11 protein-coding genes and 1 pseudogene are annotated in these 12,729 nt (G+C 70.4%); 6 read left to right on the forward strand and 6 right to left on the reverse strand.

Going from position 1 to position 12,729, the window contains the following annotated elements; all coding sequences use genetic code 11:
- Nucleotides 1–172 precede the first annotated feature (172 nt).
- Entirely contained in the window at nucleotides 173–487 is a 315-nt protein-coding gene (locus ABZ953_RS14775; RefSeq protein ID WP_361722365.1) for a hypothetical protein, read from the reverse strand.
- 265 nt (nucleotides 488–752) lie between these two features.
- Here ABZ953_RS14775 and ABZ953_RS14780 point away from each other — a divergent pair, with 265 nt between their 5' ends.
- On the forward strand, nucleotides 753–1,562 hold the full coding sequence (locus tag ABZ953_RS14780; RefSeq protein WP_361722368.1) for a nuclease-related domain-containing protein: 810 nt from the start codon (nucleotides 753–755) through the stop codon (nucleotides 1,560–1,562).
- A gap of 109 nt (nucleotides 1,563–1,671) precedes the next feature.
- Here the strand turns inward: ABZ953_RS14780 and ABZ953_RS14785 are convergent, their stop codons facing one another.
- Nucleotides 1,672–2,100, reverse strand: coding sequence for a nuclear transport factor 2 family protein (locus ABZ953_RS14785; protein WP_361722371.1), 429 nt, complete (start codon nucleotides 2,098–2,100; stop codon nucleotides 1,672–1,674).
- A gap of 149 nt (nucleotides 2,101–2,249) precedes the next feature.
- Nucleotides 2,250–3,146: a non-homologous end-joining DNA ligase gene (gene ligD / locus ABZ953_RS14790; RefSeq protein WP_361722374.1), complete on the reverse strand. Its 897-nt coding sequence runs from the start codon at nucleotides 3,144–3,146 to the stop codon at nucleotides 2,250–2,252.
- 139 nt (nucleotides 3,147–3,285) lie between these two features.
- Between ligD and ABZ953_RS14795 the strand changes: the two genes are divergently transcribed.
- Nucleotides 3,286–4,344 (forward strand): Ku protein, encoded by a 1,059-nt coding sequence (locus ABZ953_RS14795; protein ID WP_361722377.1) that lies wholly within the window; start codon nucleotides 3,286–3,288, stop codon nucleotides 4,342–4,344.
- 57 nt (nucleotides 4,345–4,401) lie between these two features.
- Here the strand turns inward: ABZ953_RS14795 and ABZ953_RS14800 are convergent, their stop codons facing one another.
- Nucleotides 4,402–5,160 carry an alpha/beta fold hydrolase gene (locus ABZ953_RS14800; protein ID WP_361722380.1) on the reverse strand — a complete coding sequence of 253 codons (759 nt, stop codon included), beginning with the start codon at nucleotides 5,158–5,160 and terminating at the stop codon, nucleotides 4,402–4,404.
- Nucleotides 5,161–5,468: 308 nt separating this feature from the next.
- Between ABZ953_RS14800 and ABZ953_RS14805 the strand changes: the two genes are divergently transcribed.
- Together ABZ953_RS14805 and mgtA are read left to right on the forward strand one after the other, a co-directional pair.
- Nucleotides 5,469–5,834, forward strand: a complete 366-nt coding sequence (locus ABZ953_RS14805) for a metalloregulator ArsR/SmtB family transcription factor (RefSeq protein WP_361722383.1) — start codon at nucleotides 5,469–5,471, stop codon at nucleotides 5,832–5,834.
- A gap of 82 nt (nucleotides 5,835–5,916) precedes the next feature.
- Complete coding sequence (mgtA, locus tag ABZ953_RS14810; protein ID WP_361722386.1) at nucleotides 5,917–8,619, forward strand: magnesium-translocating P-type ATPase; 2,703 nt, start codon at nucleotides 5,917–5,919, stop codon at nucleotides 8,617–8,619.
- Nucleotides 8,620–8,768: 149 nt separating this feature from the next.
- Here mgtA and ABZ953_RS14815 read toward each other — a convergent pair.
- A pseudogene (locus tag ABZ953_RS14815) lies at nucleotides 8,769–9,806 on the reverse strand (LCP family protein); the annotation flags it as partial.
- A gap of 105 nt (nucleotides 9,807–9,911) precedes the next feature.
- On the opposite strand from ABZ953_RS14815, the gene tatA reads away from it, so the two are divergent.
- The gene (gene tatA / locus ABZ953_RS14820) at nucleotides 9,912–10,106 is read left to right on the forward strand and encodes a Sec-independent protein translocase subunit TatA (protein WP_361722389.1); all 195 of its coding nucleotides are present in this window, start codon (nucleotides 9,912–9,914) and stop codon (nucleotides 10,104–10,106) included.
- Nucleotides 10,107–10,195: 89 nt separating this feature from the next.
- Entirely contained in the window at nucleotides 10,196–11,125 is a 930-nt protein-coding gene (locus ABZ953_RS14825) for an aminoglycoside phosphotransferase family protein (RefSeq protein WP_361722392.1), read from the forward strand.
- Nucleotides 11,126–11,158: 33 nt separating this feature from the next.
- On the opposite strand, the gene ABZ953_RS14830 is transcribed toward ABZ953_RS14825, so the two are convergent.
- Entirely contained in the window at nucleotides 11,159–12,544 is a 1,386-nt protein-coding gene (locus tag ABZ953_RS14830) for a hypothetical protein (protein ID WP_361722395.1), read from the reverse strand.
- Nucleotides 12,545–12,729: the final 185 nt, after the last annotated feature.

Here is a 12,729-nt window from a genome sequence, read left to right on the forward strand (position 1 = left end):
CGGGCTCGAAACCGTCGGGCTCGAAACCGTCGGGCTCGAAACCGGCGGGCTCGAAACCGGCGGGCTCGAAACCGGGGGAGGTGCGCACGGGGAACTCCTGTGGGGCAGTGGGGCAGCGGGGGAGGGGGAGGGTGGGACCGGGTGGGACCGGGTGGTTCAGGAGTCGGCGCGGTCAGGAGTCGGTGCGACCGCGGCGCAGCATCGCGAAGCCGAGCCCCGCCGCACCGGCCGCGGCCATGCCGCCCCCGGCCACCAGGAACGCGGGGTCCCCGGCGTCCCGCAGGTGCTCGGCACCGGCCTTGACGCCGCCCTTGGGGGCCACGGTCTTGCCGTGGTTCGTGCCATTCCCCGATTGGCCGCGCGACGCCGTCGGTTCGGGGGCCGGTGAGTCCGCGAAGGCACCCGCGGCCGGTACGAGCAGCGCCCCGCCGACGAGCGTGGAGACGGCGGCGGTGCGGAGGAGGGTACGGGGGCGGGTGGTGCTCACGGGGCGTTCCTTACGGTCGGTCGGCTGGTCGCTCCGGTGCTGATCGGGTGGACAGCTACGACGCTAGATGTCCGCTATTGCGGCAATTCGTCGTCTATGTAACAGCGGGCCGTAGCTGTGCGAGCAGTGCCGTTACGGGGCCGGAGGGATTCCCCGCGCGGAGCGGACGGATCGGCGCGAAGAAGCCTCGACTTGCGTCCGCCGCAGCCCGGTTCTTGCCGCGGGAGGCCAAGGGCTGGTCCCATGGTCGAGGGGGTGATGACGCATGACCGGACTGCGCGTCGTACCGGCTTGGCGGCATGGGAACGAGCGGTTGTACGTGTGTCTTGCGGACGGCAGGAACGTGGCCTGGTACGACCGCGACTCGTCCCGCGTGAACCTGCTGAGCGAGGACCGCGAAGAGGAGGTGCTCGACGCCCTCGCACCCTTTCTGACCGGCCAGTTCACGGTGGGGCCGCCGCCCGTGCCCACCCCCGCCGAGCTGGCTCGCCTCGCCCTCCACCCGGACGACGACCTGGCCCCCAACCGCCCCGGCGAGGCCCTGCGGATCTCTCTCGACCGCGACCCGGTGCCCGCCCGCAGGCTCCGCACCGACGCCCGGCACCGCGCGCTCGCCGCGGAGCGGACGGTCGGCGAGGCACTGGACGAGCTCGAAGGCGCGGGCTGGCGGGTGCTGCACTCCGTGCCGCTGCCCGGTGGCGCCCGCATCCACCATCTGCTGATCGGCCCCGGTGGCCTGTTCTGTGTGGGGGCCCTCGCGGTCCGCAGGCAGCGGGTGCGCATCGCCGATCCGATGGTCGCGGTCGGCCGCGCCGAGCCGGTTCCGCTGCTGCGCTCGATCCGCTCCGACGCGGGCCGCGCCTCGTTCGCGCTGACCGCCGAGGTCCGCCCCGTCCTCGCGCTGGCCGGGACCGGCGCCGCCGACCTGGCGGTGGCGGCGCCGCCACGGGACGTACGGGTGCTGCGCGAGGCGGACCTGCCGGGCCTTGCCCGCCTCGGCGGGGTGCTGAAACCGGCCGATGTGGAGGCCCTGCACGCGTCGGCCAGGGACCGCCGCACCTGGCTACAGGTCTGACTGGTCACGGGACTGACTGGTCACGGGACTGACTGGTCACGGGACTGACTGGTCACGGGACTGACTGGTCACGGGTCTGACTGGCTACAGGTCTGAGCGGAGCGTCGGCTCAGAGGTTGTCCCCCCAGCCGCCCTGGATCATGGTCTGGAAGGCCCAGGATCCGCCACGCCTGATCAGGATGTCGGCGTAGCGCAGCTGCTGCGTCTCGCCGTTCGCCGTCATCACCGAGTCGGTGAAGACGACGGCCATCGCGGGGGAGAGGAAGACGGGCGTGCGCGTCGACTCGAAGGTGATGTCATCGCTGCCGTCCCCCATCACGTGCGTCATGGTCTGCACGAACTGCTCCCGGTCCCACTGCGCCGAGCGCCCGTCTCCCGCCGCGTCGTCGCTGACCAGGTTGAGCGGGAAGACGGCCAGGTCGGCCATGCGCTCCACGTCGCGCCGTGCGCTGTGCCCGTCGTACTCGGCGAACCAGGCGTCCAGGCTCGCGCGGTCCTCGGTGGTCGGGACGTATCCGGTCTCGGGAAGGAAGGTCACGCGGTCTCCTCGTCGTCGGTTCATCAAGGTCGAGCATCAAGGTCGAGTCGCCAAGGTCGAGTCGTCAAGTTTGATTACTGACAGAGAAGATATGCCGCGATGGGGCGCTAGTCAAACTTGATTAGACGTGACGCCGGTCACAACGCGGCTCAGCGGCCCGCCCGTGCGGGCAGGGGCTGCGCGAGGTCGGGGTCGAGGAGGGGCGCGAGCAGATCGCCGTGCCGCCGCAGCCGGGGCGCGATGTCGTCCGCGGCGAGGGCCAGCTGCCCCGGCTCCTCGCAGCCCTCGACCTCGGCCCACGTCACCGGCGCGGAGACGGTCGGCTCGGGGCGGGCCCGCAGGGTGTAGGGCGCGGCGGTGGTCTTCGCGGCGGCGTTCTGGCTGAAGTCGACGAAGACCTTGCCGGGGCGCAGGCTGCGCGTCATGCGGTGCACGACGAGCGCGGGCAGCTCGCGCTCGGCCTCGACGGCCAGCTCCTTGGCGTACGCCGTGACCCGTTCGGAGGGGGTCGGCTCCAGCGGTACGAGCAGATGCAGGCCCTTGCTGCCGGACGTCTTGGCGTACACGTGGAACCCGTCGGCCGTCAGCCGCTCCCGCAGCCAGCGCGCCGCCCGGCAGCACTCCACGACGGTGGCCGGCCGCCCCGGATCCAGGTCGAACACCATCCGGTCGGCCTGCGCCGGGGTGCCTGCCCGCCACTGCGGCACATGGAACTCCGTCACCAGATTGGCGGCCCACATCAGGGACGGCAGATCTTGTACGAGGATCTGCCGCACGCCTCCCTCGGAGCGGGGCACCTCGGCCGTGTGTACCCAGTCGGGGGTCCCCGGCGGCACGTTCTTGGCGAAGAACTGCTGGCCGTCGGGCCCGTCGGGATAGCGCAGGAAGGAGACGGGCCTGTCGCGGAGGTGGGGGAGGAGGGCCTCGGCCGTGCTCGCGTAGTAGTGCAGCACCTCGGCCTTGGTGAAGCCGGTCGCGGGATACAGCACCTTGTCCAGATTGCTGAGCGGGAGCCGTCGCCCCTCCACCTCGGTGATAGGCGTCATACGATGAGAGTCCCATAAAACGCCCATAACGCCACGAAGTAAGTAATCCCACAAGAATCCCACAAGAATCCCACAAGAATCCCGCGAGAATCCCGCGAGATCCTGTCATCTTGCCCCTCCCCGCAGAGAGGTGTCGGACGTGCGATCCATATGGAACGGTGCGATCTCCTTCGGACTGGTCAGCATCCCGATCAAGCTCGTGAACGCGACCGAGAACCACTCGGTCTCCTTCCGCCAGATCCACACCAAGGACGGCGGCCGGATCCGCTACCGCAAGGTGTGCGAGCTCGAGGAGCGCGAGGTGCCGTCGGCGGAGATCGGCAAGGGGTACCAGGACGCGGACGGCTCGATCATTCCGATCACGGACCAGGACCTGGCCGCGCTCCCCATTCCGACGGCCAAGACGATCGAGATCGTCGCCTTCGTTCCGGCGGACCGCATCGACCCGCTCCAGATGGACGCCGCGTACTACCTCTCGGCGAGCGGCGTCCCCGCCGCCAAGCCGTACACGCTGCTGCGCGAGGCGCTCAAGCGGAGCCAGAAGGTGGCCATCGCGAAGTACGCGCTGCGGGGCCGTGAGCGGCTCGGCATGCTGCGGGTGGTCGACGACGTGATCGCCATGCACGGCCTGCTCTGGCCGGATGAGATCCGGGCGCCGGAGGGGGTGGCCCCCGAGACGCACGTCACCGTCCGCGACGCCGAACTCGACCTGGCGGACGCGCTGATGGACACCCTCGGCGAGGTAGACATCTCCACCCTCCACGACGACTACCGCGACGCCGTCGAGGAACTCATCGCCTCGAAGGTCGAGGGCGCGACCCCGGCGGAGCGGACTCCGGCAGCGGAGGCGGGCGGCGGCAAGGTCATCGACCTGATCGCGGCCCTGGAGAGCAGTGTGCGCGCGGCGCGTACGGCGCGGGGCGAGGCCTCCGGGGGTGACTCGGCGGACGACAAGGTGGCCGAAGTGACCCCGATCGCGCGCAAGTCGTCCCGGGCGACGCCGAAACAGGTGGGCGGCAAGAAGTCGACGGCGTCGTCCGCGTCCGCGTCGGCGTCGGCGGCTTCGGCGAAGAAGAAGGCCGCCCCCACCAAGAAGGCGACGGCGGGGAAGAAGACCGCGGCGGCCAGGAAGGCGACGGCGGGGAAGAAGACCACGGCGGCGAAGAAGACGACGACGAAGCGCCGCGCCTCAGCCTGACCGACTCCTCAGCCTGACCGGCCTGACCGACCTGTCCTCAGCCTGACCGGCCTGTCCTCAGCCTGACCGGCCTGTCCTCAGCGAGGAGGCGATGACCTCGGTGACGTACGGCAGATGCCCGTCGAGGAAGAAGTGGCCGCCGGTCAGTACGTGGCAGGAGAAGGCGCCCCGCGTCTCGCTCTCCCAGAGCCGTACGTTCTCGACCGCGACGCGCGGGTCGGCGTCGCCGGTCAGGGCGATGACCGGGCAGTCGAGCGGGGGCCCGCCCCGGTGGACGTGCTCGTCCAGGAGCCGGTAGTCGGCGCGTACCGGCGGCAGGATGAGCGGCAGCAGCTCGGGGGAGGAGAGAAGCCCGTCGGCGGTGCCGGACAAGGCCCGCATGTCCTCGACGAGTTCGACGTCGGACATCTCGCCCACTGGACGCCGGGCCGCGGCGGGCCGCCAGGGCAGCGAGGGCGCCTGCCTGCCGGAGACGAACAGGGCCGCGGGCGGCCGCCCCTCGGCGGTCATGCGCCGCGCGGTCTCGAACGCGAGAAGCGCACCCATGCTGTGTCCGAACAGGGCCGTCGGTTCGCCGTCGGCCCACCCGGGAAGCGCGGCGAGCACGGCGTCGACGACCTCGTCGGCCCGCTCGGCGAACGGCTCGCCGATCCGCTCCTGACGGCCCGGGTACTGCACGACGAGCGGTTCGACGACGCCTGTGACGGCGGCCGACAGCGGGTGGTAGGCACTGGCGGAACCGCCCGCGTGCGGGAAGCAGACCAGCCGGGTCCCGGCATCGGGTGCGGGGTGGAAGCCACGTATCCAGTTGCCCACGAGCGCTCTCCTTTCGCGTGCCGCGTACGGCGGCGATGTCCTGTGTCTGTCGTGTCTGTCGTGTCTGTCGCCGGGGGCGGACGCGTACGGCGGGCGCGTGATCGGGTCGGCCGACGTCCGCCAGCATGCCTCAAGGCACCGCCACGGTCTTGATCATGTCCGTGGACCAGGCTGGGCCGGGCCGCACCGCAGCCGCCTAGACTGGCCGCCGAGCGGAGAGAGCCGGGCCCGGCCGGTGTCGGCTTGTTCGATGAGAAGCCGGATCGACGAGAAGAAGGACGACGGTGGTGGGAGCGGGAGGCCGACAGGTGACGACGGGCGCCGACGGTCACGACGATCCGCCCGCCGAACTGCTCACGGAGGCGGCCGCCGCGTTCGGTCTGCTCGCGTCGTCCGCACGGCTGCACATCGTGTGGGCCCTCGCCCAGGGCGAGAGCGACGTGAGCGGCCTCGCCGAACGGGTGGGCGGCGCGCTGCCCGCCGTGAGCCAGCACCTGACCAAGCTCAAGCTCGCCGGACTCGTGGGCTCCCGGCGCGAGGGCCGCCGCGTGGTGTACTTCGTCGCCGACCCCGACATGGTGACGGTGGTGCGCCTGATGGTCACCCAACTCGCGTCCCGGGCCGAGGCGGCCACCGCCCCCGCCGCCCGGCGCCTCCGCGGAACCGGTGCCTGAGGGTCTCGTGCCCGGGGGACCGATGTACGGGGATTCGGTATACGGGGAGTCGGTGCACGGGGATTCGGTGCACGGGGAGTCGGTGGCCGTAGCGGAGCACGACGGCCGGACGCCCGCGCCGACGGCACTGCAGGTCCTGCGCTCCCTGGACACCGGACCGCGCGGCCTCACCGACGAGGAGGCCGACGCCCGCCTCGCCCGCCACGGCGAGAACACCCTGCCTGCCCGGCGGACCGTGCCGTGGCCCGGCCGGTTCGTACGCGGCCTGCGTGACCCCTTCACGGCCGTCCTGTTCTGCCTCGGCCTGGTCTCGGCCACCGTCGCGGCCTGGGGCACGGCCTGCGTGATCACGTTGCTCGTGGCGGTCAGCTGCGCGCTCCGCGCGACGGGTGAACACCGCGCCGACCGCGCGATGAGGTCGTTGCGCGACCTGGTGACGACGACGGCGACGGTCGTACGCCGCCCCGACCACGACGCCCCGCCGGTGCCCCGCGAACTCCCCGTGCCCCGCGAACTCCCGGTGCCCCGCGAACTCCCGGTGCCCCGCGAACTCCCGGTGGACCAGCTCGTCCCCGGCGACATCGTCCGCCTCGGCGCCGGAGACCTGGTCCCGGCCGACGTCCACCTGCTCAGGGCGCAGGGCCTGTACGTGAACGAGGCCGCGCTGACGGGGGAGTCGGCGCCGGTACCGAAAGACGCGGGGGCCGCGCCCCGGCTCTCCGCCGCCCCGCTCGACACCCCGTACGCCTGTTTCCAGGGCAGCAGTGTCACCGCGGGCAGCGGCACGGCGGTGGTGACGGCGACGGGGAGCCGGACGCGCTTCGCCGCGGGGTACACGGCACTCGCCGGGGCGCCCCGACCTGCCGGCGCCTTCGACCGCTCCGTGCACGGCATCTCCTGGATCCTCATCCGCTTCATGCTGCTCACGCCCCCGCTGGTGCTCATGGCGGACGCCGCGCTGCGGGGCCGGGGCCTGGAGACCCTGCCGTTCGCCGTGGCGGTGGCGGTCGGGCTCACCCCCGAGATGCTCCCGGTCGTCGTCACCACGTGCCTGGCGCGGGCCGCCGTCCGCCTCGCCCGCACCCACGGCGTGATCGTCGGACGGCTGCCCGCCCTGCACGACCTCGGCGCCATGGACGTCCTGTGCGTGGACAAGACCGGCACGCTCACGCAGGACCGCCCGGTCGTCGAGCGGTCCTTCGACGCCGAAGGCCGGGACGCCCCCGAGGTCCTGCACTGGGCGGCCGTGAACGCCTGGTGGACCCTCCACCTCGCCGACCTGCCCGTGCCGGACGCCCTGGACGAGGCGATCCTGGACGCCGCCGACGAGGAGGCGGTGACGCACTGCGAGGGCATCGAGGCACTGCCCTTTGACCCCGTACGCCGCCTCGCCACGGCCGTCGTGTCGCGCCCCGGCACCGGCCTCGGCGTCCACACGCTGGTGGTCAAGGGCGCCGTCGAGAACGTACTGGAGTGCTGCGCGCTGCCCGACGAGGAGCGCGCCCGCCTGCACGTCCACGCGGCCCGGCACGCGGCGGCGGGCCTGCGCCTGCTGGCCGTGGCCACCGCCGACCGCCCCGCACGGCACCGGGCCTGGGCCCCGGCCGACGTACGGGGCCTGACCTTTCGCGGCTTCGTCACCCTGCGGGACGCGTTGACGCCCGCCGCGGGCCCGGCGCTGCGGGCACTCGCGGACCGGGGCGTCACGGTCAAGATCCTCACCGGCGACCACCCGGGCACGGCGGCCCGCGCCTGCCGTGACCTGGGCCTGGACGTCGACGGTTCGGACATCCGTACCGCCGCTGACATCGAGGGACTCACCCCCGCCGACCTCGCCGAACTGGCCCACCGCACCACGGTCTTCGCCCGCTGCACACCCGGACACAAGGCCCGCATCGTGACCGCCCTGCGTGCCCACGGCCACACCACGGGATTCCTGGGCGACGGCGTCAACGACCTGCCCGCCCTGCGAGTGGCCGATGTGGGCGTGGCTCCGCACGACGCGGTACCGGTGGCGAGGGAGGCGGCGGACCTGGTGCTGCCGAGGCGGGCAGGCGGCACACCCACCGGCCTGACCGCGATCGACCACGCCGTCACCGCGGGCCGGGCCGGCAGCACGAACATCGCGACCTACCTGCGCAGCACGCTCTCCTCGAACCTCGGCAACGTCATCGCCATGCTCACCGCGGGCCTGCTGCTCCCCTTCCTGCCGATGCTCCCGGCACAGGTGCTCGCGCAGAACCTCTGCTTCGACGCGGCCCAACTCGCCTTCGCCTACGAACGCCCCGCCCGCGCGGCCCTGGGCCGCCCCACGTCCCTGCGCCCGCGCGCCTTCCTCCGCTTCATCACGGGCTTCGGCGCCCTCAACGCCGTCGCGGACCTGGCGACCTTCGCGATCCTGGCGCTCGCGGTGCCGGGCCCGACGGGAACGGAGGACGAAGCGGTGTTCCACTCGGGCTGGTTCACGGAGAACCTGCTCACCCAGGCACTGGTGATGCTGCTCCTGCGCACGGCACGCGGCAACGCGCCCCCCGGCAGCCCCGGCAGCCCCGGCAGCCCCGGCAGCCGTCGCGTCCCTGGCAGACCCGCGCCGATCACCTGGGCGGCAATGGCCCTGGCGGTCACAGGCCTCGTGCTCCCGCTCACGCCCCTGGGCCCGCTGCTGGCGATGACCCCGCTGCCACCCCTCTACTACCTGCTCCTGGCCGCGGTCCTGGCCCTCTACGCGCTGGCCCTGACCACCTTGAGGCGCACCCTGAGGCGCCGCTTCACCGCTCAGCCGTAGGACAGATCGGAACAGGCCCCGTCATCGGCGGCCCGAGCCGTGCCCTGATGGCCACCGCCACCGCTATGGCCACCGCCACCGCTATGACCACCCTCGCCACCGCTATGACCACCCTCGCCACCGCTATGACCACCCTCGCCATTCTTGCCGCCCTCAACCCCTTTGTCCTCCCTCAGAGCAGCCCACAACTCCGACGCATCGGGCTCGACGACAGCGACGCGGGCGCCGTCGTAACGCCACGGGAGCGTGACGAATCGGGTGTTGTGCAGATCGATGTCTTTCAGGGACATGGCGAAGGAGATGAGCTTGTCGGCGGAGCCCAGCCCGGGATCGACGGTCATGGAGTGAACGGCGGCATCGGCGAGCGGAAACAGTGTCCCGGGACTGAACCCTTGCCCCTTGACCTTCTTCAACAAGGCACTGACAAAAGCCTGTTGCCGCTTGATCCGCCCGATGTCGGACCCGTCGCCGATGCCGTGCCGAATGCGGACGTAGTCCAGCGCACGCTGCCCGGACACCGTCTGCACCCCTTTGCGGAATACGCGCTCGCCGGGGCTGCCGCGGTGAGGATTGAGGTCGCCTTCGTAGAGATCCTTGGGCAGGCAGACGTCAACGCCTCCGACGACATCGGTGAGTTCGGAGAACCCTTTGAAATCGACGACAACGGTGTGGTCCACCCGAAGCCCGCTCAGCTTCTCCACGGTGTTCTGCGTACAGGCGGGATTCCCCTTGGCGGTCTCCCCGACGGAATACGCGGCATTGAACATGACGTGGTGCTGAGGCTCGGTCCACTTTCCGCTGGGCAACTTGCAGGGCGGTATGTCGACGAGGGTGTCGCGCGGAATGGATACGGCGACGGCGTGGCGCCGGTCGGCGTAGACGTGCAGCAGGAAGGCGGTGTCGGACCGCCCGACGTCATCAGAGTCCCCGCCCCCGAGCGCACGGTTCCCTCCGGTCCGCGCATCGGACCCGATGACGAGCACGTTCTGCCCCTGCGAACTCCCGGCCGGAGGACGGTCCCCGGAGACCCCGTCGGCGCTGAAGGTCTGGATGCTCCCGTTCAACTTCCAGTAGACCCAGCCACCCCCACCGACACCCAGCACCACCAGGGCCCCCACGACCCCAAGCCCCACGCGCCGCCTCCTCCGCCGCCGCGCACGCCTCCGCTTACGCCGAACCCCACCCATCCGCCCACCACACCTCACTGCCGCCCCGTCGCTCCAAGGTTGTACAGTTGCGCAATATAGCAACTATAAATTCCCGCGAACCGCACGGAAGCCGGAGGACCGACAGTGATCCGCAACGCCCTGGAACCCTGGCACCTACTGATCGTGGCGCTCGTAGTCATCGTCCTCTTCGGCTCCAAACGCCTCCCGGACGCCGCCCGCTCAATGGGCAAATCCCTCCGCATCCTCAAGAGCGAGACGAGAGCCCTGAAGGAGGAGAGCGGCGAGCACCGGGAAGAGAGCCAGGGCCACAACAGCTGAGCCACACAGCCGAGCAGGGCACCCGCAAGGTACGGGAGCGGTGGTGGGTGCCCTGTCCCGGGCCGGGACAGGGCCGTATCGTCGAAACCATGATCTCGGGCAGCGGCCAGGAAGCGCGCGACGGCGGTGGGGAGTTCACAGCGGAGGGCGTGGCCGTCGTGCTGCGCGCAGCATGTGAAGCGGCCGACTTGGACGCGACAGGAGCGGAGCTGCTCCGGCTCGGCTCGAACGCGGTGTACCGACTCGCCTCCGCACCGATTATCGTCCGTATCGCTCGTGACCCGTCCGTCCTGGCCGAGATGGAACGGACGGTGGCCGTGGCCCGCTGGCTCGAAGAGGTCGACTTCCCCACGACGCGCGTGCTGCCCGACGTCCCTCGGCCCATCGCCGTACGCGGTCGAGTGGTGACCTTCTGGGAGAGCGTCCAGGAGCGGGAGGAGTACGCGGCGGTCGGAGAGCTGGCCGAGTTACTCCGTCGGCTGCACTGTCTCAAAGAGCCAGAATTGCTGGGCCTTCCGTCCTTCGACCCCCTGGCAAAGCTGTCGTCCTCCCTTGAGAGCCTGACCGCTGTCTCGGGCGATGACCGGTCTTACCTGGAAGAACGGGTGTCCAAGCTCGCCAAGGACTACGACGGGCTGGACTTCGTACTCCCCTTCGGCCTGATCCACGGCGATGCCAACATCGGGAACGTCCTGCGTCACCGCGATGGTCACGCGGTCCTCATCGACCTTGATGGGCTGACCCTGGCCCCACGCGAGTGGGACCTGATCCTGACCGCGATCTACTACGACCGGTACGGCTGGCACGGCAAGGCCGAGTACGACGAGTTCGTTCACCGCTACGGCTTCGACCTCATGTGCTGGCCCGGGTACGAGACGCTGGCAGACATACGGGAACTGATGATGGTCATGTGGGTGGGACATCAGGCCGGTACAAGTGCGCGCTTCGCCGCGGAGTTCGCGCGTCGCGTGACGTCCCTGCGTACGGGCGAGGGACGCGACTCCTGGGGCGCCTACTGATCTTGGGGCGCTTCCCGAGAGCTGACGAGTAGCTCAGCCGCTGGCTGACCTCTGACCGCATGGCTCAGCAGCCATCCACAGCCTGTGGTCCCGCGCTTCCTCGGCAAGGTCTCGTGCCGCTGTGTTCGGGCTTCTCGTGCCGAGGTTCCGGCGGAACTCGGCGAGGTAGGTGACGCACCTCGCGGACTTGAGCTGCTCACCGAGATCGAGAGCATCGAGAGCTACGCGGCATGCTTCCTCGACCTCACCCGCACACAGGTGGGCGTCGGCGAGAACCATGGTCGCGAAGAAGTCGCTGCGCACGTGGTTGCCGCTCATGGCGTTCTCCGCATGAGCCACCGCCTGGCGGGCGCTGTTGACATCCCGGAAGCAGTGGGCGGCTTCGGCGGCAAGCTCGATGTCGTCGAAGTAGCTGATCCACTCCGGCTCGTCCACGCTGTTCCGGCACCCCATGGCCTTGGCTGCGGCATTCAGCGCGGCCTCGCACCCGACGACATCACCCGCACGTGCAAGGGCGCGGGCCTCCATGGCATGAAATTGGCCCCGAAGTGTCGGCGTGGCCACCAGGGAGATTCCCATGAGAGCCGCACGGGCGAGGGTGGCGGCCTGGGTGCACCGCCCCAGGAAGGTCGCTTGGTGACTCATCGCGCTCAGGATGCTGCCCGCGAGCCGACGGTCATTGGCGTCCTGGGCGAGGCGGAGCGCTTGGAGAAAGTACCGCTGTGCCAGGCCATGACGGCATGCGTCGTACGACATCCAACCGGCGAGGAGCGTGGCTTCCGCAACGGTGGAGAAGAGCGCGCGACCTACCTGCTCGGTGTACTGGCCTCGCAGTAGCGGTGCCACGTCGTTGTTGAGGTACTGGATGACTGAATGGCGCGCGTGGTCTCCGCCGAACTGGTCGTCGAGCCGGGCGAAGAAATCCGCCGTGGTCTTGACCGCTGCCACGTCACCGGCACCGACGCGAACGCCGTTGTTGCGCGGTCGAGGGGTACCAGGCTCCGGCCCTACCAACCACCGAAGAGATGCCTCGCTCCACGCGGGCTCGGACGGTTCCGATGTGAGCAGCGGGTCGTACTGACTGAGATCCGCACGCCACAACTGCCCGACCGTCTGGATGGCGTCGTCCGGGCTGACGGGATACGCCACATCGAGTACGGCCGCGTTCTTGGACTGGCTGTGTTCCAGTCCAAGTCCTCCAGCATCCACGGAGTACGCATCGCAGATCAGCGGGCCGTAGAAGTCGTCGGGAACGCTGTGCCCGTTCTCCCAACTGGCGATTCGGCGCTTGACGCTGCTGTCCGACGGGAGCTGATGTCCACGCCGGGCGGCCGCCTGGCGCAACTCCCTGATCAGTCGCGGCTGGCTCCAACCACGACCGATGCGAGCCTCACGTAAACGGACACTGGTCGGCTTCATGGAGACGCGACCCCTTTACTCCTGTGCGCTTATGGCGTCGTCGATATGGGGTAACTCGCCCTGCCTGCGTGAATGTACGCGCTGGTGACCTCCCCTTGCAGGCAGTAATCGGAGGCCGTGCCGCGCGGGACAGATGACGGGGGATGACGCGACCTTCGTGGACGCGTCATCCCCCGTCACCTCTC

The sequence above is a fragment of the Streptomyces sp. NPDC046465 genome, assembly GCF_040646035.1.
Taxonomy (GTDB): domain Bacteria; phylum Actinomycetota; class Actinomycetes; order Streptomycetales; family Streptomycetaceae; genus Streptomyces.

Excerpts from the sequence above, each read along its gene's own strand:
- ABZ953_RS14780 (WP_361722368.1), top strand. The coding sequence starts at position 753 with ATGACCGGACTGCGCGTCGTACCGGCTTGGCGGCATGGGAACGAGCGG.
- ligD (WP_361722374.1), bottom strand. The coding sequence starts at position 3,146 with ATGACGCCTATCACCGAGGTGGAGGGGCGACGGCTCCCGCTCAGCAAT.
- ABZ953_RS14830 (WP_361722395.1), bottom strand. The coding sequence starts at position 12,544 with ATGAAGCCGACCAGTGTCCGTTTACGTGAGGCTCGCATCGGTCGTGGT.
- ABZ953_RS14825 (WP_361722392.1), top strand. The coding sequence starts at position 10,196 with ATGATCTCGGGCAGCGGCCAGGAAGCGCGCGACGGCGGTGGGGAGTTC.